Here is a 22,635-nt window from a genome sequence, read left to right on the forward strand (position 1 = left end):
CAAGAACATGGGAGGCTTGGGTCATGGCCGTGCAGATCAACCCCAGCATCCTGTCCGCCGACTTCGCCCGCCTCGCGGACGAGGCGAAGGCGGTCCAGGGAGCCGACTGGCTCCACGTCGACGTCATGGACAACCATTTCGTCCCGAACCTGACGCTCGGCGTGCCGATCGTAGAGTCCCTGGCCCGTGCGACGGACACGCCGCTGGACTGCCATCTGATGATCGCGGACGCGGATCGCTGGGCGCCGCAGTACGTGGAAGCGGGTGCCTCGTCCGTCACCTTCCACGTCGAGGCGGCCGCCGCGCCCGTCCGGCTCGCCCGCGAGATCCGGGCCAAGGGCGCCCGCGCCGCCATGGCGCTCAAGCCCGCGACGCCCATCGAGCCCTACGAGGATCTGTTGCCCGAGCTCGACATGCTGCTGATCATGACGGTTGAACCGGGATTCGGCGGGCAGGCGTTCCTGGACATCATGCTTCCCAAGATCCGCCGCACCCGCGAGCTGATCGACAAGCACGGTCTCGAGCTGTGGCTGCAGGTCGACGGAGGCGTCTCGGCCACGACGATCGAGCGGTGCGCGGACGCCGGAGCGGACGTTTTCGTCGCCGGTTCGGCCGTCTACGGGGCGAAGGACCCGGCAGAAGCGGTACGTGCACTACGCACCCAGGCGGAGGCGGCCACCGCCAAGGCGTCCTGGGCCTGCGACCACTAGACGGCTCTTGGGCCACAGCTACGTGAACGGCCCCCATCAGGGCAGATCAAGCGCGCCGAATCTGCAAGGATGAACGGCGAATCCAGAGTGTGAACAGCAGTGAGGAGATCGCCGTGTCGGGTATGTCGGCGGGCCGGTCAGCCATGCGGATGGGACCCGCTGAGCTGGTGCAGGCGGCGGCCATGGCCCGCCGCTTCTACCTCGAGGGCAAGTCCAAGATCCAGATCGCGGAGGAGTTCGGCGTCAGCCGCTTCAAAGTGGCCCGGGTACTTGAGACTGCCCTCGAAAGGGACCTCGTACGCATCGAGATCCGAGTCCCGGCCGAACTGGACGCCGAGCGCTCCGACGCGCTCCGCGCCCGCTACGGCCTCAGGCACGCCGTCGTGGTCGAGTCCCCGGCCGAGGCGGAGGAGACCCCCGACCCCGAGAACCTGGGGGAGGTCGCCGCCGACCTGCTCGGCGAGCTCGTCGACGAGGGGGACGTGCTGGGACTGGCCTGGGGCCGTTCCACCATCCACATGGCGGCGGCGCTCGACCGGCTGCCACCCTGCACGGTGGTGCAGCTGACGGGCGTGTACGACGCCGGGACCGCCGAGCGCGGCTCGGTCGAGGCGGTGCGCCGCGCCGCCCAGGTGTCCGGCGGCGACGCGCACCCCATCTACGCGCCGATGCTGCTGCCGGACGCGGCCACGGCGGGGGCACTGCGCCACCAGACCGGGATCGCCCGCGCCTTCGAGTACTTCGACAAGGTAACGGTCGCCTGCGTCTCCATCGGTTCCTGGGAGCCGGGCATCTCGACGGTCCACGACATGCTCAGCGACGAGGAGCGGGCGCACTACGCCTCGCTCGGTGTCGCCGCCGAGATGTCCGCGCACCTCTTCGACGCCGATGGCCGCCGGGTCGGCCGGGACCTGGGGGAGCGGTGCATCACGGTCAAGGCCGACCAGCTCCGCCGCATCCCCGAGGTCGTGGCGATCGCCGGCGGGCAGCGCAAGGCGGCGGCGATCGACGCGGTACTGCGCTCGGGGCTCGTCACCAGCCTGGTGACGGACACCTCCGCGGCGGACTACCTGATGACCGCGGGCCCGACGCCGAAGTCCGCCCTGGGCCGGACGGACCCCGACGGCTCCTGACGGCCGCGATCACTACGACACGGGTGGTGCCGGGATGACGGAACGCGTGGTCACGCTCGACCTCGCCGGGGTCACGGACAAGGCGGGCCTGATGGACCGCTGCGTCCGCGCCCTGGGCCTGCCCGACTGGTTCGGCCGCAACTGGGACGCGCTCGCCGACAGCCTCTCCGACCACACGGTCTGGCCCGAGGACGCCGGCGAGCGCGGCCTGCTCCTCGTCGTACGCGACTGGCAGACGTACGCGCGGGCCCGCCCCGAGGAGTGGAGGACCGCACGGGAACTGTTCACCGAGGCGGCGGACCGGACCCCGGCACTGTCCGTGGCACTGACCCTTGGAGGTTCCTCCTAGACCCCCTCTGACCAGCCTGGATGATGTGCCAGGGCATGGCGCGGGGGCCCGCATGGGACAATGAAGTACGTGCTCTTTCCCCCTGGCTGACCTGTCCGGGGGCCGCCTCTGATCGACTGGGATGTGCAGCACGTGCGTTTCCTCAATGACATCCGGCCCGCGTACGACTTGACGTACGACGACGTGTTCATGGTGCCGAGCCGCTCCGCGGTGGGCTCGCGTCAGGCCGTGGACCTCAGCGCCCCGGACGGCACGGGCACCACCATCCCGCTCGTCGTCGCCAACATGACCGCCATCGCCGGCCGCCGCATGGCCGAGACGGTGGCCCGCCGCGGCGGCCTGGTGGTCGTGCCGCAGGACATCCCGATCGAGGTCGTCACCGACGTCGTCTCCTGGGTGAAGAGCCGCCACCTGGTCCTCGACACCCCGATCGTGCTGGCCCCGCACCAGACCGTCGCCGACGCGCTGTCCCTGCTGCCCAAGCGGGCGCACAACGCGGGTGTCGTCGTCGACGACGAGCACCGGCCGATCGGTGTCGTCACCGACCGGGACCTGACCGGCGTCGACCGCTTCACCCAGCTCGAAGTGGTCATGTCCAAGGACCTGCTGCTGCTCGACGCCGACATCGACCCGACCGAGGCCTTCAACCGGCTCGACGGGGCCAACCGGCGCTATGCCCCGGCCGTCGACAAGGACGGCAGGCTGGCCGGCATCCTCACCCGCAAGGGCGCCCTGCGCGCGACCCTGTACACCCCAGCGACCGACGAGCGGGGCAGGCTGCGCGTCGCCGCCGCCGTCGGCATCAACGGCGACGTGGCGGGCAAGGCCAAGCAACTGCTGGACGCGGGCGTGGACACGCTCGTCATCGACACCGCACACGGCCACCAGGAGTCGATGATCAGCGCGATCAAGCTGGTCCGCGCCCTCGACCCCCGGGTGCCGATCGTGGCCGGCAACATCGTGGCCGCCGAGGGTGTGCGCGACCTCGTCGAGGCGGGCGCCGACATCGTCAAGGTCGGCGTCGGTCCCGGCGCCATGTGCACCACCCGGATGATGACCGGTGTGGGCCGGCCGCAGTTCTCCGCCGTCCTGGAGTGCGCGGCGGAGGCGAAGAAGTACGGCAAGCACGTCTGGGCCGACGGCGGCGTCCGGCACCCGCGCGACGTGGCGATGGCCCTGGCGGCCGGCGCGTCGAACGTGATGGTCGGCTCGTGGTTCGCGGGCACCTACGAGTCGCCGGGTGACCTCCAGCACGACGCGAACGGCCGCCCGTACAAGGAGTCGTTCGGCATGGCCTCCGCGCGCGCGGTGCGCAACCGCACCTCCGAGGAGTCGGCGTACGACCGCGCGCGCAAGGCGCTGTTCGAGGAGGGCATCTCGACCTCCCGCATGTTCCTCGACCCGGCCCGCCCCGGCGTCGAGGACCTGATCGACTCGATCATCGCGGGCGTCCGCTCCTCCTGCACCTACGCCGGCGCCGCCTCCCTGGAGGAGTTCGCCGAGAAGGCCGTCGTCGGCATCCAGAGCGCCGCGGGCTATGCCGAGGGCAAGCCGCTGCACAACAGCTGGAGCTGACCGGCGCGCGAGTGCGGCGAGCCGTGCGACGGCCGGCAGCCGGTGCGCAACGAATGGGCACCGCGTCGCGATGAACGCAATGATCTTGCGGGGATGCGCAAGGTCGCTGCATTACGTCCGTGAAGGGTCGGCTCATAGGGTGCTCACCTGTACGTGGTGTGGCGGGGACCCCGCTCGTCGGGTCCCCGCCCTCGCCGGGACGCCGCCGGGTCCCCGCCGCCCTGACCGGCAGCGATGAAGGAGCCCACGCGTGCTCGACCAAGGCGCACCCCCGCACGACAGCAGAGCCACCGCCCCCGCGTCCCCGGGCGTCGCCGCGCGCCTGATGCGTCGCAAGCCCGTGGAACGCCTGGTCGCGGAGGGCGGACAGGGCGAGGGAGGCACCCTCAGGCGCTCCCTCGGACTGTGGCAGCTGACCATGATCAGCATCGGTGCCACGCTCGGCACCGGCATCTTCGTCGTCCTCGGCGAGGCCGTCCCCAAGGCCGGTCCGGCCGTCACGCTGTCCTTCGTGATCGCCGGGCTCACGGCGCTCTTCTCGGCCCTGTCCTATGCCGAGCTGGCGGGCACCATCCCGGTCTCCGGCTCCTCGTACTCGTACGCATACGCAACGATGGGCGAGCTGATCGCCTGGGTCTGCGGTTGGTGCCTGGTGCTGGAGTACGGCGTGTCGGTCGCCGCCGTGGCCGTCGGCTGGGGCGAGTACCTCAACGAGCTGCTCGACGGCACCATCGGCGTCACCATCCCGGACGCCCTGTCGGCCCCGCCCGGCGACGGCGGCGTCTTCAACCTGCCCGCGCTGATCGTCGTACTCCTCGCCATGGCGTTCCTGCTCGGCGGCGCCAAGGAGTCCGCGCGCGCCAACACCGTCATGGTGTGCGTGAAGATCGCCGCGCTGGTGCTGTTCTGCGCCATCGGCATCCAGGGCTTCCGCTCGGGCAACTACGAGAACTTCATGCCGCTGGGCATGACCGGGGTGAGCGCGGCCGGAGCGACGCTGTTCTTCTCGTACATCGGCTTCGACGCGGCCTCCACCGCCGGTGAGGAGGCGAAGGACGCGCAGCGCGACCTGCCGCGCGCCATCATGCTGTCGCTGGTCATCGTGACCGCGCTGTACGTCCTCGTGGCGGCCGTCGCCGTCGGCGCCAAGCCCTGGCGGCGGTTCAACGACTCCGAGGCCGCGCTCGCCCAGATCATGCGCGAGGTGACCGGGCAGACCTTCTGGGGCACCCTGCTCGCCGCCTGCGCGGTCATCGCCATCGCGAGCGTCGTGCTGACGGTGCTGTACGGCCAGACCCGCATCCTCTTCGCGATGTCCCGGGACGGCCTCGTGCCCAAGGTCTTCGCCAGGGTCCACCCGAAGACCGGCGCGCCCCGCGCCAACACGGTGATCGTCTCCCTGTTCTGCGGTGTCCTGGCGGCCGCCATCCCGCTCGGTCAGCTCGCCGACGCCACCAGCATCGGCACCCTGTTCGCCTTCTCGCTGGTCAACATCGCCGTCGTGGTGCTGCGCCGGACCCGTCCGGGGATGCCCCGCACCTTCCGGGTGCCGCTGTCGCCGGTGCTGCCGCTGCTGGGCCTCGCCCTGTGCGTGTGGATGATGGGCAGCCTGTCCGCCGTCACCTGGGTGGTCTTCGGTGGCTGGATGGTGGTGGGGCTCGTGATCTACTTCGGGTACGGCTACCGCCGGTCCCGGCTCGCCACCCCCGCATCATCCGAGAAGTGATCGACCCACTGTGCTGAACGAACCACTGTGCTGAACGAACTCGACGAACGCATCGTGCACGCCCTCGCCGAGGACGCCCGCCGCTCCTACGCGGACATCGGGCAGCTGGTCGGCCTGTCGGCGCCCGCCGTGAAGCGGCGCGTGGACCGGCTGCGCGCCACCGGAGCCATCACCGGGTTCACCGTCCGGGTGGACCCGGCGGCGCTCGGCTGGGAGACCGAGGGGTTCATCGAGATCTACTGTCGGCGCAACACCTCGCCGGAGACGATCCAGCGGGGCCTCGAGCGCTACCAGGAGGTCGTGGCCGCGTCCACCGTCACCGGGGACGCGGACGCGATCGTCCAGGTCTTCGCCTCCGACATGCGCCACTTCGAGCGGGTGCTGGAGCGGATCGCGGGCGAGCCGTTCGTGGAACGGACCAAGTCGGTACTGGTGCTGTCGCCGCTGCTGAGACGCTTCTCGTCGGGCTCACCGACCTGACCCTGGCCGGGCCCCGGGGCCTCGGCCATGGTGACCCGAGCCGCAGATGGAGCGCGCCTGGGGGCGCGGGGCGACGCGCCCGGGTCTCCGCGCACCCGTGCGTGCCCGGGCCCGCCGGGGTGAGGCGGAGGATCAAGGCGTACGTCGTCACCCGGAAGCTCGGAAACACGGACCCCACGGCCGGCGCTCGGAGACCGGACGCCGTGAGGCCGGCACACCCGACCAGGCGGGCGTAGCGCGCCGCGCCGGAGCGGTCGTAGGACCTCGCTGTCCCCGCCCGGTGGATATACCGATTCACCATCCACCGTCCCCGCCCTGTGACGCTGCTGGTCCCCTGTTCGCCCTGGTGCGCCGCGGCCCGCGCCCGGTCGTCGAACCGGCCGCGGACGCCGACCTGCCCCCGACCGTCGTCCGCGTGCTCCGCGGCGACCTGGCCGAGGCGGGACTGATGCGCATCGATGAGCCTCGCCGCGCTACCTCGCCGCGACGGGCCAGGCAGCCGATCCCGAACTGCTCCGAGAGCCATAGTCCCCGGGGGACCGTCACCACGCGCAACGAATCGCCGCCCGGCCCGTGGTGCGCGCAACGAACCGCTCACTGGCGCGCAACGGCTTCTTCTTGTCCGGCCGAGCCCGGCGACCGTACCGTCTAACTGACCCCAGAACCCCCCTCCGCCCCGGTGAGGACCACGCATGCGCACCGCCCTGCTCCAGAGCTCCGGCCGCCCCGGCTTCCCCGCCGAGAACCTCAAGGTTCTCGACGCCGCCGCGGGCCGCGCCGCCGCCTCGGGTGCCGCGCTGCTGGCCGCGCCGGAGATGTTCCTGACCGGGTACGCGATCGGCGACGACATCGGCCGCCTCGCCGAGCCCGCCGACGGAGACTCCGCCCACGCGATCGCCGACATCGCCGCCCGGCACGGCCTGGCGATCACCTACGGCTACCCCGAACGGGACGGCGACACGGTCTACAACTCCGCCCAGCTCGTCTCCGCCGACGGCACCCGCCTCGCGAACTACCGCAAGACCCACCTCTTCGGCTGCGCCGAGCGCGACCACTTCACCCCGGGCGAGCAGTCGCTCGTCCAGGCCCGGCTGGGCGGCCTGACCGTCGGCATCATGATCTGCTACGACGTCGAGTTCCCGGAGAACGCGCGCGCCCACGCCCTGGCCGGCACCGACCTGCTCGTCGTGCCGACGGCGAACATGCACCCCTTCCAGTTCGTCGCCGAGGCCATGGTGCCGGTGCGTGCCTGGGAGAACCAGATGTACGTGGCGTACGTGAACCGGGTCGGTCACGAGGGTGAGTTCGAGTTCTTCGGGCTCTCCGCCCTCGCTGGCCCCGACGGCATCGCCCGCACCCGTGCCGGCCGCGGCGAGGAGCTGATGGTCGCCGACGTCGACCCCGCCTTCCTGGCCGCCTCCCGTGAGGCGAACCCGTACCTGAAGGACCGGCGCCCCGGTCTGTACGGGTCCCTCGTCTGACCCCCCCAAGCCCCTTCCCGAGTCACCCCCGCGCAAGGAGTCCGTACCCCATGACGTCCACGGTGCCCAACGCCGTCGAGCACGCAGACGAGCAGCAGCCGCCGATCACCATGTTCGGTCCGGACTTCCCCTACGCCTACGACGACTTCCTCGCCCACCCGGCAGGCCTCGGCCAGATCCCGGCGACCGAGCACGGCGCCGAGGTGGCGGTCATCGGCGGCGGCCTGTCCGGCATCGTGGCCGCCTACGAGCTGATGAAGATGGGCCTCAAGCCCGTCGTCTACGAGGCCGACCAGCTCGGCGGCCGGCTGCGGACGGTCGGCTTCGAGGGCTGCGACCCGTCGCTGACCGCCGAGATGGGCGCGATGCGCTTCCCGCCGTCCTCCACCGCCCTCCAGCACTACATCGACCTGGTGGGCCTGGAGACCCGGCCCTTCCCCAACCCCCTCGCGGAGGCGACCCCGTCGACCGTCGTCGACCTCAAGGGCGAGTCGCACTACGCCGAGACGATCGACGACCTGCCGCAGGTCTACCGCGATGTCGCCGACGCCTGGAACAAGTGCCTGGAGGAGGGCGCCGACTTCTCCGACATGAACCGCGCCCTGCGCGAGCGGGACGTGCCGCGCATCCGCGAGATCTGGGCGAAGCTCGTCGAGAGGCTCGACAACCAGACCTTCTACGGCTTCCTCTGCGACTCCGAGGCCTTCAGGTCCTTCCGCCACCGCGAGATCTTCGGCCAGGTCGGCTTCGGCACCGGCGGCTGGGACACCGACTTCCCCAACTCCATCCTGGAGATCCTGCGGGTCGTCTACACCGAGGCCGACGACCACCACCGCGGCATCGTCGGCGGCTCCCAGCAGCTTCCGCTGCGGCTGTGGCGGCGCGAGCCGGAGAAGATCGTCCACTGGCCGTACGGCACCTCGCTGGCGTCCCTGCACGTGGACGGCGAGCCCCGCCCGGCCGTGACCCGGCTGCACCGCACCGCGGGCAACCAGATCACGGTGACGGACGCGAAGGGTGACATCCGCACGTACAAGGCGGCGGTCTTCACCGCCCAGTCCTGGATGCTGCTGTCGAAGATCGCCTGTGACGACTCGCTGTTCCCGATCGACCACTGGACGGCGATCGAGCGCACGCACTACATGGAGTCCAGCAAGCTCTTCGTGCCGGTTGACCGGCCTTTCTGGCTCGACAAGGACGAGGTCACGGGCCGGGACGTCATGTCGATGACGCTCACCGACCGCATGACCCGGGGCACCTACCTCCTCGACGACGGCCCGGACAAGCCCGCCGTCATCTGCCTCTCCTACACCTGGTGCGACGACAGCCTGAAGTGGCTGCCGCTGTCCGCGAACGAGCGGATGGAGGTCATGCTGAAGTCGCTCGGCGAGATCTACCCGAAGGTCGACATCCGGAAGCACGTCATCGGCAACCCGGTGACCGTCTCCTGGGAGAACGAGCCCTATTTCATGGGCGCGTTCAAGGCCAACCTGCCCGGCCACTACCGTTACCAGCGGCGTCTGTTCACCCACTTCATGCAGGACCGGCTGCCCGAGGAAAAGCGGGGCATCTTCCTCGCCGGTGACGACATCTCCTGGACGGCCGGCTGGGCCGAGGGCGCGATCCAGACCGCGCTGAACGCGGTGTGGGGCGTCATGCACCACCTCGGCGGTGCCACCGACCCGGTCAACCCCGGCCCCGGTGACGTCTACGACGAGATCGCCCCGGTCGAACTCCCGGAGGACTGACCGGCGTTCACACTCCGGCCGCGCGTGCCCTCGCGTAGACCTCCGCGGCGACGTCCTTGAGCTCCTGGGCGTCCCGCGGAGTGGTCTGCAGGTCGATCAGGATCTCCTCCAGGCCGATCGCGGCGTACGGGCGGAGATCCTCGACGATCTGGTCGGCGCTGCCCTGGAAGGGGCGGCGGTCGTCACCGTCGTACGGCCTGGACGTGTACACCGCGTTGACCCTGAGCACCGTCTGGATCGGCTCCTTCCGGCCGCGCTCGGCCGCCAGATCCCGCAGGTCGTCCCACAGGGCGGCGGTGCGCCGGACGCCCGTTCCCACCGGCATCCAGCCGTCGGCGCGGTCGACCAGGCGGCGCTGTGCCTTCCGGCTGGTCGCGGGCAGCAGGATCGGGATCGGCCGGGCGGGCTTGGGGCCGACCACGGCCGGGGCGATCCTCGTGATGTCGCCCTCGTAGCGGACCGGGTCCGGGCCCCAGACCGCCCGGCACACGTCGATCACCTCGTCCAGGACCCGGCCGCGCTCCTCGAAGGGCCGGACCGCACAGGCCGCGTACTCGTCCAGGGACCAGCCGGTGCCCAGGCCCGCGACGACCCTGCCGCCGCTCGCCGCGTCCAGCGAGGCGAGGGTCCTGGCCAGCTGGAAGGGCATGCGCAGCGGCGCGACCAGCACACTGGTGCCCAGGCGGGCCCGCTCGGTGACCGCCGCCGCGAGGGTGAGGGTGACCAGCGGATCGGCCACGCTCCGGTAGGCGTCGGGCCAGGCCAGGCCGGGGATGCCGTACAGGCCCTGGGTGGCGGGCTCCGCGAACAGTGCCCGCTCGTACACCCACAGGCTGTCGTACCCGATGCGCTCGGCGGTGCGGGCCACGTCGGGTACGTCCCTGCCGAGGTCGTACTGCCGGTTCTGCGGAAGGCCGAGGCCGAGCCTGGTCGCCATGTGCCGTGTGTCCCTTCCGGCCCGGGTCAGTCCGCGAGCGGCGTGAGCAGCATGCGGCCGGCGAAGCCGACGGCCGAGTCCAGCCGGTCGGTGAACTCCTCGGCCAGGTCCTCGAACCGGCGCAACGCCCACAGTGCCCGAGCGGCCGACCAGGTCGCCTCCCGGGCGCGCTCCAGACTCCAGGAGCCCAGCAGATGGGTGAGCGGGTCGGCGATCTGGAGCAGGTCGGGGCCCGGCATCAGATCCTCGCGGATGCGCTCCTCCAGCGCCACGAGGAGGTCGCCGACGCGGTCGAACTCGTCCTCCAGATCGGCCGGTTCGCAGCCCAGGGCACGGCAGGTGTCCACTACGGCCAGCGCCAGGTCGTGACCGATGTGTGCGTTGATGCCCGCCAGGGCGAACTGCATAGGCCGTACGCCGGGATGGCGGCGGAGCTGGAACAACGGCCGCCAGCAGGCCGGCGGGCGGCGGTCGTCCGCCACCGCGTCGACCGCGGCGAGGTACCGCTCGGCGAACCGTACGTCCAGCGCGGTCGCGGCCCGTACGTCCGAGAACGCCCCGGCGTGCAGGCGCCGTTCGACCTCCTCGGTGACGGCCAGGTAGACGCGGTTGAACACCGCGATCCCGTCGCGCGCGGGCAGGGTGCCGTCCAGGGCACGCATACGGGAGACGACGGCCTCGACGGAGGGGGTGAGGTGCTTCAACTGCGCCATGGGGGAAGCGTCCCAGCCCCGGTCCGCCACCGGAGCCGACCGGCCCGACGCTTCCCCGGAACGGGGGAACCCGGGCGATTCCGGGACAGGCGGGGCCAGCCCCCTGCCAGGCTTACCCGCCCGCCTCCCCCCGGGCCACCCGCGGCGCCCGGCGCACCCGCGCCCTTCGCGGCGGGGGGTGTCGAGACGGCCGCTGTCATGCTCGTGGAGTCCCGCTGGGCCGGTCGGCCGTTGTCCGGCTCGGTGGCTGCGCTCCGTCGGCCATCGTGGCCCGGTTCAGGCGGTCGTCTCCGGTGCGGTCGCGCGGGGCCCCGGTGCTCGTTCCGTACGTCAGCCCGGCCGCGGCCCCGGCCTCCTCGCCTGCGACGCGTGGGTCGACCCTGTGAACGCCCGGGACTCGTCACGCCCCCGGTTCGGTGCGGGCCGCCGCTTGCTCGTCGTAGGACGACGTGCCCTCGTCGAGCAGCGGCTCCTGGGGCTTGAGGTGGGCGGGGGCGAAGGCGCGCAGGGCGTGGTAGCCGGTGATGGTGACCAGCGTGCCGAGGGCGATGCCGCTGAGCGAGAAGGTGCCGGTGAACTTCATCGTGACGTTGCCGACGCCGATGATGATGCCCGCGGCGGCCGGGACGAGGTTGAGCGGATTGCGCAGGTCGACCCCGGCGTTGGTCCAGATCTGGGCGCCCAGCAGGCCGATCATGCCGTACAGGATGACGGTGATGCCGCCGAGCACACCGCCCGGGACGGCCGCGACGACCGCGCCGAACTTCGGGCAGACCCCGAAGAGCACCGCGAAGCCCGCGGCGGCCCAGTAGGCGGCCGTCGAGTAGACCCGGGTCGCGGCCATCACGCCGATGTTCTCGGAGTACGTGGTGTTGGGCGGGCCGCCCACCGCGGTGGACAGCATCGACGCGACGCCGTCGGCCGAGATCGCCGTGCCCAGCTTGTCGTCCAGCCGGTGGCCGGTCATCTCGCCGACCGCCTTGACGTGCCCGGCGTTCTCCGCGACCAGGGCGATGACGACCGGCAGGGCGACGAGGATGGCCGACCACTGGAAGGACGGCCCGTGGAACGACGGCAGCCCGATCCAGTCGGCCCTGCCGACACCGGAGAGGTCGAGGCGCCAGTGGTCGGTGACCCTGCCGCTCGCGTCCACCGAGTGGATCTTCCCGAAGATCCGGTCGCAGGCCCAGGAGAGGCCGTACCCGAAGACCAGGCCCAGGAAGATCGCGACCCGGGACCAGAAGCCGCGCAGGCCGACGACGGCCAGACCGGTGAAGAGCATCACCAGCAGCGCGGTCCACTGGTCCTGCGGCCAGTAGGTGGAGGCGGTCACCGGGGCGAGGTTGAAGCCGATCAGCATGACGACCGCGCCGGTGACGATCGGCGGCATCGTGGCGTGGATGATCCGCGCCCCGAAGCGCTGTACGGCCAGCCCCGCCAGGAACAGCGCCGCACCGACGACGAAGACCGCGCCGGTCACGGTCGCGCTCGTGCCCCCCTGCGCCCTGATCACCGCGGCCACGCCCACGAAGGACAGCGAGCAGCCGAGATAGCTCGGCACCCGGCCGTGCGTGGCGAGCAGGAAGATCACGGTCGCGACGCCGGACATCATGATCGCCAGGTTGGGGTCGAGGCCCATCAGAACAGGCGCGACGAAGGACGCCCCGAACATCGCGACCACGTGCTGGGCGCCGAGGCCCACCGTGCGCGGCCAGGACAGCCGTTCGTCGGGGCGTACGACCGCTCCGGGCACGGGTGTGCGCCCGTCTCCGTGCAGCTTCCAGCGGACGCCGAGGTCCATGGTGAGGCTTCGCTTTCCTAGTACGTGAAGTCGGTCCGGACCATTGTCACGGGTAGCTGGCGGTTCTACGCTCACACGGTCCTACTCATGAACTGCGTTCACATTTCTGATCGGAGTGCCTTGATGAGTGGAAGATCCGGATCCCGTGCGGCCACGGCGGGCCGGCTGCCCGTGCTGCTGGCGGCCGCGGCGGCCTTCACCGCCGTGCTCGTGCCCGTCGCCCACGCGGCGCCCAAGGCGCCCCGGACGGTGGTCCTCGACGGCGCGCGCCTCCAGCAGGCCCGCGCCCGCCTGGACCACGGCGACCCGCGACTCGGGCGCGCGCTGAAGGCCCTGACCGCCCGCGCCGACGCCTGGCTCGGCCAGGGACCCTGGACGGTCGTCGACAAACCGAAGCCGGCGCCCGGCGGCGACGTCCACGACTACCTGAGCCAGGCCCCGTACTGGTGGCCCAGCACGCCCCCCACCGCGGCCAATCCCTGGGGCTGCCCCTACGTCCAGCGCGACGGACAGCGGAACCCGGAGGTCGACAGCGGCACGGACCGGCAGGACGCCGAGAAGGTCTTCGACTCCACGTACGACCTCTCCCTCGCCTGGTACTACACCGGCAGGCGGAGCTACGCCGAGAAGGCCGGGCAGATCCTGCGCACCTGGTTCCTCGACCCGGCCACCCGGATGAACCCGAACCTGAACCACGCCCAGTTCATCCCGTGCAAGTACGACGGCCGGGCCATCGGCATCATCGACTTCTCGCAGTCCTACACCAGCGTCCTCGACGCGCAGGCGATCCTGGCCACGGGCGCCCCCGGCTGGTCCGCGAAGGACCGGACCGCGATGGGGAAGTGGAACGTCGACTTCCGCGACTGGCTGAAGAACAGCGACTTCGGCACGCAGGAGGGGGCCGCCGCCAACAACCACGGCACCTTCTACGACATGCAGCTCGCCGCCCTCGCGTACGCGACCGGCGACAAGGCCCTGGCGCGGCGGACCGTCCTCGACGCACGCGCCAAGCGGATCGACCCGCAGATCGCCGCCGACGGCAGCCAGCCGCAGGAGCTCGCGCGCACCCGGAGCTGGCACTACTCGACCTTCGACCTGGTCGCCTACACCCGGCTCGCCGCCATCGGGCGCCACGTCGGCGTGGATCTGTGGACCTACCGGGGGCCCGAGGGACAGGGCCTGTCCAAGGCGGTCGACTACCTGATCCCCGCCGCCACCGGTGCCGCCGCCTGGACCCACCCCGAGCTGGAGTTCCACCGGTACGCGGCGAGCGACGTCGTGCACGCCGCCGCCGACGCCGGGGACGGGGCGGCCCGGAAGGCGGTGCCCGGGCTTCAGGCCCCGCCCGGCGGCGACCTCTGGGCGCTGCGGCCCGCCGCCGAGCAGCTGGACTCGATAGCGGGCTGACCCGCCCCGGGCAGGGCTGCTGAGCGCTCGCTTAGGATGGGGGCACCCCGTCCAGCCACGCTCAGGAGCCCCACCCGTGACCGCCGAAGCCCTGCCCGTCCCGGCCCTGTCGTACGGCCGGCTGATCCCCGTCACCGTCCACTTCGACGACCTGGACGCGCTCGGGCTGCTGCACAACGCCCGGTACCCGCTGCTGGCGGAGCGCGCCTGGACCGAGCTGTGGCAGGCCCACGGCGTCCGCTTCGACGGGGACTGGGTGGCCGCCGGGGACGCCTGCAACGCCGTCAAGGAACTGCGGATCACCTACGAGGCACCGGTGACCAGCCCGGGCGTCTACGCCGTCCACCTCTGGCTGGAACGGCTCGGCACCACCGGACTGACCTACGGCTTCCGCTTCTGCTCGGCCGACGGCACGGTCACCTACGCGCACGGCACCCGGGTCCTGGTCCGGCTGGACGCGGGCACGCTGCGCCCCACCGCGTGGACCGACGGCTTCAGGGCTGCCGGTCGGGAACTGCTGCGACCCGCGGACTGAGCTCCCGCGAGTCCCGCCGGCCGCCGCCCAGCACCCCCGCGAAGACGGCGAGGCCGCAGGCCAGCGCCGTCACCAGGCAGAAGGACACCACCAGGCTGGTCGCCTGCGCCACCCCGCCGATCAGGCTGGGCGCGATCAGGCCCGAGGTGTACGTGATGGTCGCCACGCCCGCGATCGCCTGGCTGGGGTTCGGGCCGCTGTGGCCGGCCGCGGCGAAGCACAGCGGGACGACGACCGCGATCCCGAGCCCCATCAGCGCGAACCCGGTCATCGCCACCGCCGGATGCCGCGCGACGACGATCAGCAGGCCGCCGAGGACGGCGAGGACGCCACCGGCGCGGACCGTGCGGACCGCCCCGAAACGGTTCACCACTGCGTCCCCGGCGATCCGGGCCACTGCCATGGTCAGCATGAACCCGGTCGTCGACGCCGCCGCCAGACCGGCCGAGCTGTCCAGCCGATCGCGTAGGAAGACCGCCGACCAGTCGAGGCTCGCGCCCTCCGCGAACACCGCGCAGAAGCCCACCGCGCCGATCAGCAGGGCCGACCTGGGCGGCAGCGCGAACCTCGGCGGGGGCTCCTCGTCCTCGGCGGGCTGTACGTCCAGCACCCAGCCGCACGCCAGCACGCCGAGCAGGGTGAGCGTGGCCGCCGCGAACGCGAAGTGCAGGCGGGCGTCCGCGCCGAGGTGCGCCGCAAGGGTGCCGGCGGCCGAGCCGACCAGGGCGCCCGCGCTCCACATGCCGTGCAGCCCGGACATGATCGACTTGTCCAGCCGGCGTTCCACCTCGACGCCGAGGGCGTTCATCGCGACATCGGCCGTGCCGGCGGTCGCGCCGTAGACGAACATCGCCAGGCACAGCGTGTACAGGTTGGGGGCGAGGGACGGCAGGACCAGGGCCAGCGTCCACAGCGCGATCAGGCCGCGCAGCGCCGTACGGCTGCCGAAGCGGTGGCTGATCCGGCCGGCCAGCGGCATCGCGCAGGAGGCACCGAACGCCGTGAAGGCCAGCGCGAACCCGAGCTGTCCCGTGCTCAGAGAGGCGTGGTCCTGGATCCAGGGCACGCGGGTCGCGAAGGAACCGGTGACGGCGCCGTGCACGGCGAAGACGGCCGCCACGGCGTACCGGGCGCGCCTGACCGTTCGCCGGTCGTCCTGCTCGGTGACAGCGCTGGTCACGTGACCCATCTTCCGATCCCTCCCTGGTCGGACGCACCCCGCCCAGTGCACCGCCGTAAACTATCAGGGTCCCTGCCTGATAGATAGCGGCTTTCCGCGCCATCCGGTCCCGCGGATCTGGGAGGATTCCGGTCATGCCCGCATCACCGAGCACCGCCCGGGCCATCAACGACCGGGTCGCCCTGCGGCTGCTCCAGCAGGAAGGCCCGCTGACGGCGGGGCAGTTGAAGCAGCTGACCGGACTGTCCCGGCCGACGGTCGCCGACCTCGTCGAACGCCTCACGGCCTCCGGCCTGATCACGGTGGTCGGGGAGTCGGGTGAACAGCGCCGGGGCCCGAACGCCCGGCTGTACGGCATCGTCGCCGACCGGGCCCACCTCGCGGCGCTCGACGTGCGCACCGAGAGCGTCTCCGTGCTGGTGTCCGACCTGCTCGGCCGGGTGCTCGCCGAGGCCTCCGTGCCGATCGGCGGGGACGCCGGGGCCGTACCCGCCGAGGAGCACGCGGTGGAGCAGGCGGTGGCGCTGGTGGAGCGGGCGGTGAAGGAGGCCGGGGCCGACCGCCTGCACACCGTCGGCATCGGCGCGCCCGGTCTGATCGACCCCGGCACGGGGGAGCTGCGGAGCTCGGCGGGCCTGCCCGGCTGGCACCGCAGCCTGGTCGCCGCGCTCCAGGAGCGTTTTCCGGACGCCCGCGTCAGCGTCGAGAACGAGACCAACCTCGCCGCGCTGGCCGAGCAGCGGGAGGGCGCCGCCCGGGACCGGGACACCTTCGTCCTGCTCTGGCTCGGCCACAGCCCCGGCGCGGCCGTCGTCCTCGACGGCGCCCTCCGCCGGGGCGCCTCCGGCGGCACGGGCGAGATCGGCTTCCTGCCGGTCCCGGGCACGGCCGTGCTGCCCTCGGCGACCGACTGCTCGGGCGGCTTCCACTCCCTGGTCGGGGCGTCGGCCGTCGCCGGACTGGCAGGGGAGCACGGACTGCCGGGGGCCGGTGAAGAGGTGGCGGGCGCGGCCCTCGCGGTACGGCAGGCGGCGAAGGCCGCCGACCGGGGCGGGCCCTCGGCAGCGGGCCCCTTCCTCGACATCCTCGCCGACCGGGTCGCCCTCGGCGTCGCCTCCGTCGTCGCCCTTCTGGACCCGGGATGCGTGGTCCTCGGCGGCGAGCTCGGCCAGGCCGGCGGCGAGGCACTCGCCGCACGCGTGGCGCAACGCCTCGACCGGATGTCCCCCCTCCCCACCGAGGTACGGGCAAGCGGCCTGGGCGGCACGGCGGTACTCCGCGGAGCCCTGCTGACGGCCCGCGAACGAGCCCAGGACGAACTGTTCGCACCACCGGGGCGGTAGCCCATCCGGGCCCTGCACGGCACGGGGCTCTCGCTCGGCGCGGCCCGCCCGGGGGCCCCGGCTGGGGGCGGTGGGGAGTGTTGCCCTGTCGGGTCGTACCCCGGGCGGGGGCGCTCCTGGGCGGAGCCCGCCGGGCTCTGTGCGGCACGGAGGCTCTCGCTGGCGCGGCCTGCCCGGGGAGTGCCGGCTGGGGGCGTGGGAGCGTTGGCCTGCGGGGTTGTGTTCCGGGCGGAGCGCTCGCCGGCGTCGGCCTGCCGGAGCGTGTGGGGTGTGGGCGGCCGGCAGTGTTGACGTGCCGGGTCTGGCCGAAGGGGGCGTCGGGGGGGCGTTGGTCCGCCAGTCTGTCCTGAGAGGGCTGGGGGCGCGCCGGGCCCTGTCCTGAGGGGGCGTCCGGAGCGCTGGCAGGTCTGGTCTGGCCCGGACGGGGGAGTCAGGGGCGGTGGTTCGCCGTGCCGGGGCCCGCGCGCCCATCGCCGGAGTGCGGGTCCGGGGAGGCCGGTCCCGGGCGCGGCTCACCGCGGAGCCGCGCCGCACGGGGCGTCGGCTCGCATGCGGGGCCCGAGCCGCCGCATGCGGCCGCCGGACGCCCGGTCACCGAGCGGCCCCCCCCAGGCTCGTACCAGTGCAGTGCCGGACCGCCGGCCCGCCCGCGCATACGCGCCGTGAGGAGGCCCCCCCCGATCCGCGCGCGCCCCAGCCTCACCGAGGCCCGGCCGTAGTCACGCCACTGGCGTGTGCTTTAGCCCGCCGAGCCGCCCCCGAACCGGTGCCCCAGGTAGTCCTCGAAGGTGCCCTTGCCCACCGCCCGCTGCGGTGTGAGGTGTCCGGCGTCGCGGAGGGCGTGGAAGGTCCTGCCGGGGAGGGGGAGGTTCACGGTCGGGCGTCGTCGGCCGGTCGCCTTCAGGTAGGCGCGGGCCAGCGACTGGAACGAGCGCACCTCGGGGCCACCCATGTCGGGCACCCGCCCCGCCGCTGCCCCGGCCGCCAACTCGGCGAGGCGGGCGGCGACCTCGGCCACCTCGATCGGCTGGTCGGAGACCCCGGAGGGGAGAAGCAGGACGGGCGGCCTGGTCAGCGCCCCGAACAGCTGTACGAGCAGGTCGTGGAACTGCGTCGTCCGCAGCACGGTCCAGCCCAGCCCCGACTCCTCGACCAGCCGCTCGACGGCGAGCTTCGCCCGGTAGTAGCCGAGCGGTACCCGGTCGACGCCCACGATGGAGATGTAGACCAGATGGCCCACCCCCGCCCGGCGGGCGGCCGCGATCAGGTTCGCCGCCGCCCGCTCGTCACCGCCGCGGGGAGTGCTCGCGCAGTGCACGACGGTGTCGACGCCCGCCACGGCCGCGTCCAGCCCCGGCCCGCCCGCGCGCAGATCGACGGCGTACGGCTGGGCGCGGCGGCTGAGTACCCGCACCTCGTGCCCGTCCGCCCGCAGCCGCTCCGTGACGAGCCGCCCCAGGGTTCCCGTACCGCCGGTCACCAGGATCGTGGTCATGCTGTGTTCCGTCCCTCCGGACACCGGACGCCCCCGGGTGGGGCGCCCCTCACCAGCTCGGACCACGCGGCCCCCGTACGACGTGACAGTTCTCGGCGGTCTTCTTCACGAGTTGTGCGAGCGCGGCAGCTGACGCCGTACGAAGTCCAGCTTGTCCGGGTTCAGAATGGACCGCGCCTGCGTGATGAGTCCGTCGCGGAACTCGAAGGAGACGGTGCCGATCAGCAGGTCGCCCGCCCAGACGGCCAGCGCGCTCTCGCCGTTGACCTCGGCCACCGTGAGCTCGATGCCCACGAGGGAGCGCCGGGTGATGCCGGCCAGGAAGCGGAGGACCTTCTCCCGCCCCTCGATCGGCCGCAGAGCGGCGCTGACCTTGCCGCCCCCGTCGCTCCACCAGGTCACATCGGTCGCGAGCAGTTTCTCGAGGCCGGCCAGATCGCCGTCACGGGCCGCCGCGACGAACGAGCTGACCAGCTCCTCCCGCCGCTCGGGCGAGGGCTGGAAGCGGCCCTCCGGCACGGCCACCCGGTGCGCCGCCCGCCGGTAGAGCTGGCGGCAGTTGGCCTCGCCCAGATCCAGCACGCCGGCGATCTCCCGGTGTCCGTACCCGAACGCCTCCCGCAGCACGTACACCGCCCGCTCGGTCGGCGTCAGCCGTTCCAGCAGGACCATCAGCGCCATCGACAGGTCGTCCCGCCGCTCCGCGGACTCCAGCGGCCCCGGTGTGCCGTCGGCGGTGGCCACCGGCTCCGGCAGCCAGGGGCCGACGTACTGCTCGCGCCGGGCCCGGGCCGAAGTGAGCCTGGTGAGGCAGAGGTTGGTGACGACCTTGGCCAGCCAGGCCGCCGGATGCCCGATGTCCGCGCGGTCGGCGCGGCTGTAGCGCAGATAGGCGTCCTGGACCGTGTCCTCGGCCTCGTGGGCCGAGCCGAGCATCCGGTAGGCCAGGCCGAAGAGCCGTGGGCGGTGGGTTTCGAACACGTCGGCGAACGATGCGGTCATACGGCCACCCTGCCAGAGCGCGACCCGGCGGCGGGCAAGGGCCGTCGTCACCACCGCCGGGCCCGACCGCACCCTAAAAGGACTAGACCAGACCGTCAATAGTATGGACCAATAGCGCGGTTCGGTGGCCTGTGAGCCACTCCACATTGATCACCCGCATGGGTGACGGTCGGGCGTGGCACACTGGCCCTGTACCAGAAGCAGCGCACTCCGGGGTCGGTGAAAGTCCGAACCGGCGGTTACAGTCCGCGACCCGGTCGCTTCCAGCGATCGGTTGACCAGGTGAAATTCCTGGACCGACGGTTAAAGTCCGGATGGGAGGCAGTGCGCGGCGGGCGGGCATGCACGTGTGCGCGCCGCCGTCTGGACTCGTCCGTCCCGGGCGGGTCCCGTCCGGCGTAGGCGTTCCCGGTGTGCTCGACCGTTCATTCTGTCGTCATCGACAGCCCCGGAGTCCGTGCCCGAATGAGGCAGGAGGACCCGGGAAGTGTTCACCGGAATCGTCGAAGAGCTGGGTGAAGTCACCGCCGTCGAGAATCTCGGCGACGCCTCCCGCTTCCGGCTGCGCGGCCCCGTCGTCACCGAGGGTGCGAAGCACGGCGACTCCATCGCCGTCAACGGAGTCTGTCTCACCGTCGTCGACCACGAGGGCGACGAGTTCACCGCCGACGTGATGGCCGAGACCCTCGACCGCTCCAGCCTGGGCGCCCTCTCGGCCGGCTCCCGGGTGAACCTCGAGCGTCCCACCGCGGTCGGCGCCCGCCTCGGCGGCCACATCGTGCAGGGACACGTCGACGGCACCGGGCAGGTCCTGGAGCGCAAGCCCTCCGACAACTGGGAGATCGTCAAGGTCTCGCTCCCCGCGGACCTTTCGCGCTACGTCGTGGAGAAGGGCTCCATCACCGTCGACGGCATCAGCCTCACCGTCGTGGACGCCGGCCCCGACTACTTCACCGTCAGCCTCATCCCCACCACCCTCGCCCTGACCACGCTCGGCCTCAAGCAGCCCGGCGACCCGGTCAACCTCGAGGTCGACATCGTCGCCAAGTACGTCGAGCGGCTGCTGGCGGCGGGTCAGGGGGCCGGGCGGTGAACGGGCTGAACTCCGAGGCGTTCACCCTCCTGGACCAGCACATCCTCTGGTCGGACATGATCGGCAACATCCTCGGCCTGATCACGCTGGCCCTCGGCTGGCGACGCTCGCTGTGGACCTGGCCGGTCCAGTTCCTGTCCGGTCTCGTCCTCTTCGGAGCCTTCTACGGCCATCTGACCGGCAGCGCCGGCAAGCAGGCCGTGGTCATGGCGGTCGCCCTGTACGGCTGGTGGCAGTGGAACCGCGACAAGGGGCAGGCGGAGGACGGCCACATCGTCCCGCGCTTCGCCACCTGGCCCGAGCGCGCCGCCATGCTCGGCGCCGCCGCCGTCGGCACGGTCGCCGTCGCCCTGCTCTTCAAGGCCTACCCGTCTCTGTCCTGGGACCCCTGGCCGGACGCCTACATCTTCGTCGGCACCATCGTCGCCATGTACGCCCAGGCGCGCGGCATGGTCGAGTTCTGGATCGCCTGGCTCCTCGTCGACCTCGTCGGCGTCCCCCTGAACTTCGCCAACGGCTACGCCTTCTCCGGCTTCGTCTACGTCATCTACGGCGCGCTCGTCCTGTGGGGCATGCGCGACTGGTGGCTGCGCTCCCGCCAGGGCTCGCGGCCCGCTCTGGAAGGAGCACCCGCATGACTGCGGCACCCATCCTCTACAGCACGGACGGCTTCGAGGACTTCGCGCTCGACCCCGTCGAACAGGCCATCGCCGACATCGCGGCCGGACGCCCGGTCGTGGTCGTCGACGACGAGGACCGGGAGAACGAGGGCGACCTCGTCATCGCCGCCGAGAAGGCGACGCCCGAGATCGTCGCCTTCATGATGAGCGAGTGCCGCGGACTGATCTGCGCCCCCATGGAGGGCGAGGAGTTGGACCGGCTGCGGCTGCCCCAGATGGTCGAGGACAACACCGAGTCGATGAAGACGGCGTTCACCGTCTCCGTGGACGCCTCCGCCGCGCACGGCGTGACCACCGGCATCTCCGCCTCCGATCGGGCCACCACGCTCCAGCTGCTGGCGAACGGCGACGCGGAGCCCACCGACTTCGTCCGCCCCGGCCACATCTTCCCGCTGCGCGCCAGGCCCGGCGGCGTCCTGGTCCGCGACGGCCACACCGAGGCCGCCGTCGACCTCGCCCGGCTCGCGGGGCTCCGCCCGGCCGGCGCCATCGTCGAGATCGCCGGCGAGGACGGCCGTATGCTCCGGCTGCCCGAGCTGATCCCGTTCGCCCGCAAGCACGGCCTGACGATCATCTCCATCGAGGACCTGATCACCTACCGCCGCGCAGCTGAGCCCACCGTCCGGCGCGAGGCCGAGACCCGGCTGCCCACCGCCCACGGCACCTTCACCGCGTACGGCTACCGCTCCACCGTCGACGGCGTCGAGCACGTCGCCCTGGTCCACGGCGACCTGGGCGATGGCGAGGACGTCCTGGTCCGGATCCACTCCGAATGCCTCACCGGCGACGTGTTCGGCTCCCTGCGCTGCGACTGCGGCCCCCAACTGGACACCTCGCTGGAGCGGATCCAGACCGAGGGCCGGGGAGTCGTGGTCTACCTGCGCGGACACGAGGGCCGCGGCATCGGTCTGCTGTCCAAGCTGCGGGCGTACGAGCTCCAGGAGCAGGGGCACGACACCCTCGACGCCAACCTCGAACTCGGCCTGCCCGCCGACGCCCGCGACTACGGGGCCGGCGCGCAGATCCTGACGGACCTCGGCGTCCACAGCCTGCGCCTGATGACCAACAACCCCGAGAAGACCGAGGCACTGCTGCGCCACGGCCTCAAGGTCACCGGCCGCGAGCCGATGCCCGTACAGGCGGGCGAACACAACCTCCGCTACCTGCGCACCAAGCGGGACCGGATGGGACACGACCTGCCCTGGCTGGACACGCCCGCCGTGCCGGCCTCCTGCGGCAACCAGTAA

21 protein-coding genes and 1 riboswitch are annotated in these 22,635 nt (G+C 72.2%); of the genes, 15 read left to right on the forward strand and 6 right to left on the reverse strand.

All coding sequences use genetic code 11. The features are described from left to right. The first annotated feature begins 23 nt into the window (after positions 1 to 23). From rpe to ACH45E_RS18640, 9 genes are all read left to right on the forward strand, one after another. Positions 24 to 710 carry a ribulose-phosphate 3-epimerase gene (gene rpe, locus ACH45E_RS18600; protein ID WP_361441224.1) on the forward strand — a complete coding sequence of 229 codons (687 nt, stop codon included), beginning with the start codon at positions 24 to 26 and terminating at the stop codon, positions 708 to 710. Between the two features lie 89 nt (positions 711 to 799). Continuing rightward, on the forward strand, positions 800 to 1,843 hold the full coding sequence (locus ACH45E_RS18605) for a sugar-binding domain-containing protein (RefSeq protein ID WP_361441227.1): 1,044 nt from the start codon (positions 800 to 802) through the stop codon (positions 1,841 to 1,843). A gap of 34 nt (positions 1,844 to 1,877) precedes the next feature. Beyond that, positions 1,878 to 2,192, forward strand: a complete 315-nt coding sequence (locus tag ACH45E_RS18610; protein ID WP_361441230.1) for a barstar family protein — start codon at positions 1,878 to 1,880, stop codon at positions 2,190 to 2,192. A 132-nt stretch (positions 2,193 to 2,324) separates the two neighbouring features. Next, on the forward strand, positions 2,325 to 3,767 hold the full coding sequence (locus ACH45E_RS18615; protein WP_361441233.1) for a GuaB1 family IMP dehydrogenase-related protein: 1,443 nt from the start codon (positions 2,325 to 2,327) through the stop codon (positions 3,765 to 3,767). Positions 3,768 to 4,017: 250 nt separating this feature from the next. Next, complete coding sequence (locus ACH45E_RS18620; RefSeq protein WP_361441236.1) at positions 4,018 to 5,493, forward strand: amino acid permease; 1,476 nt, start codon at positions 4,018 to 4,020, stop codon at positions 5,491 to 5,493. Between the two features lie 27 nt (positions 5,494 to 5,520). Then, positions 5,521 to 5,973: an Lrp/AsnC family transcriptional regulator gene (locus ACH45E_RS18625; RefSeq protein WP_361441239.1), complete on the forward strand. Its 453-nt coding sequence runs from the start codon at positions 5,521 to 5,523 to the stop codon at positions 5,971 to 5,973. Between the two features lie 46 nt (positions 5,974 to 6,019). Next, positions 6,020 to 6,625 (forward strand): DUF742 domain-containing protein, encoded by a 606-nt coding sequence (locus ACH45E_RS18630; protein ID WP_361441242.1) that lies wholly within the window; start codon positions 6,020 to 6,022, stop codon positions 6,623 to 6,625. Between the two features lie 40 nt (positions 6,626 to 6,665). Continuing rightward, positions 6,666 to 7,454: a carbon-nitrogen hydrolase family protein gene (locus ACH45E_RS18635; protein ID WP_361441245.1), complete on the forward strand. Its 789-nt coding sequence runs from the start codon at positions 6,666 to 6,668 to the stop codon at positions 7,452 to 7,454. A gap of 50 nt (positions 7,455 to 7,504) precedes the next feature. After that, positions 7,505 to 9,202, forward strand: a complete 1,698-nt coding sequence (locus ACH45E_RS18640; RefSeq protein ID WP_361441248.1) for an NAD(P)/FAD-dependent oxidoreductase — start codon at positions 7,505 to 7,507, stop codon at positions 9,200 to 9,202. A 7-nt stretch (positions 9,203 to 9,209) separates the two neighbouring features. Here the strand turns inward: ACH45E_RS18640 and ACH45E_RS18645 are convergent, their stop codons facing one another. The 3 genes from ACH45E_RS18645 to ACH45E_RS18655 all read right to left on the reverse strand — a co-directional run bounded on the left by ACH45E_RS18645 (position 9,210) and on the right by ACH45E_RS18655 (position 12,653). Next, the gene (locus ACH45E_RS18645) at positions 9,210 to 10,139 is read right to left on the reverse strand and encodes an LLM class F420-dependent oxidoreductase (protein ID WP_361441251.1); all 930 of its coding nucleotides are present in this window, start codon (positions 10,137 to 10,139) and stop codon (positions 9,210 to 9,212) included. A 26-nt stretch (positions 10,140 to 10,165) separates the two neighbouring features. Next, positions 10,166 to 10,852 (reverse strand): DUF5995 family protein, encoded by a 687-nt coding sequence (locus ACH45E_RS18650; protein WP_361441254.1) that lies wholly within the window; start codon positions 10,850 to 10,852, stop codon positions 10,166 to 10,168. A gap of 400 nt (positions 10,853 to 11,252) precedes the next feature. Beyond that, positions 11,253 to 12,653, reverse strand: a complete 1,401-nt coding sequence (locus ACH45E_RS18655) for a solute carrier family 23 protein (RefSeq protein ID WP_361441257.1) — start codon at positions 12,651 to 12,653, stop codon at positions 11,253 to 11,255. A 123-nt stretch (positions 12,654 to 12,776) separates the two neighbouring features. On the opposite strand from ACH45E_RS18655, the gene ACH45E_RS18660 reads away from it, so the two are divergent. Next, the gene (locus ACH45E_RS18660) at positions 12,777 to 14,060 is read left to right on the forward strand and encodes an alginate lyase family protein (protein WP_361441260.1); all 1,284 of its coding nucleotides are present in this window, start codon (positions 12,777 to 12,779) and stop codon (positions 14,058 to 14,060) included. Positions 14,061 to 14,136: 76 nt separating this feature from the next. After that, positions 14,137 to 14,595: an acyl-CoA thioesterase gene (locus ACH45E_RS18665; RefSeq protein WP_361441263.1), complete on the forward strand. Its 459-nt coding sequence runs from the start codon at positions 14,137 to 14,139 to the stop codon at positions 14,593 to 14,595. Here the strand turns inward: ACH45E_RS18665 and ACH45E_RS18670 are convergent. After that, a complete protein-coding gene (locus tag ACH45E_RS18670; RefSeq protein WP_361441266.1) occupies positions 14,555 to 15,775 on the reverse strand; it encodes an MFS transporter in 1,221 nt (406 codons plus the stop codon). The two genes, ACH45E_RS18665 and ACH45E_RS18670, sit on opposite strands and share 41 nt — an antisense overlap. 134 nt (positions 15,776 to 15,909) lie before the next feature. Between ACH45E_RS18670 and ACH45E_RS18675 the strand changes: the two genes are divergently transcribed. Continuing rightward, on the forward strand, positions 15,910 to 17,118 hold the full coding sequence (locus ACH45E_RS18675; RefSeq protein WP_361441269.1) for an ROK family transcriptional regulator: 1,209 nt from the start codon (positions 15,910 to 15,912) through the stop codon (positions 17,116 to 17,118). A gap of 739 nt (positions 17,119 to 17,857) precedes the next feature. Here the strand turns inward: ACH45E_RS18675 and ACH45E_RS18680 are convergent. Further along, positions 17,858 to 18,613, reverse strand: coding sequence for an NAD(P)H-binding protein (locus tag ACH45E_RS18680; protein WP_361441272.1), 756 nt, complete (start codon positions 18,611 to 18,613; stop codon positions 17,858 to 17,860). 105 nt (positions 18,614 to 18,718) lie between these two features. Then, positions 18,719 to 19,615, reverse strand: a complete 897-nt coding sequence (locus ACH45E_RS18685; protein WP_361441275.1) for an RNA polymerase sigma-70 factor — start codon at positions 19,613 to 19,615, stop codon at positions 18,719 to 18,721. A gap of 201 nt (positions 19,616 to 19,816) precedes the next feature. Next, a riboswitch (FMN riboswitch) is annotated at positions 19,817 to 19,947 on the forward strand. A 155-nt stretch (positions 19,948 to 20,102) separates the two neighbouring features. On the opposite strand from ACH45E_RS18685, the gene ACH45E_RS18690 reads away from it, so the two are divergent. From ACH45E_RS18690 to ACH45E_RS18700, 3 genes are read left to right on the forward strand one after another with little or no spacing between them, the layout of a single operon-like run. Next, entirely contained in the window at positions 20,103 to 20,708 is a 606-nt protein-coding gene (locus ACH45E_RS18690) for a riboflavin synthase (RefSeq protein ID WP_361441278.1), read from the forward strand. Next, complete coding sequence (gene pnuC / locus ACH45E_RS18695; protein ID WP_361441281.1) at positions 20,705 to 21,346, forward strand: nicotinamide riboside transporter PnuC; 642 nt, start codon at positions 20,705 to 20,707, stop codon at positions 21,344 to 21,346. The genes ACH45E_RS18690 and pnuC overlap by 4 nt, the downstream gene beginning before the upstream one ends. Continuing rightward, positions 21,343 to 22,635, forward strand: coding sequence for a bifunctional 3,4-dihydroxy-2-butanone-4-phosphate synthase/GTP cyclohydrolase II (locus ACH45E_RS18700; protein ID WP_361441284.1), 1,293 nt, complete (start codon positions 21,343 to 21,345; stop codon positions 22,633 to 22,635). The genes pnuC and ACH45E_RS18700 overlap by 4 nt, the downstream gene beginning before the upstream one ends.

It is taken from the genome of Streptomyces sp. NPDC020299 (assembly GCF_044387825.1).
Lineage (GTDB): Bacteria > Actinomycetota > Actinomycetes > Streptomycetales > Streptomycetaceae > Streptomyces.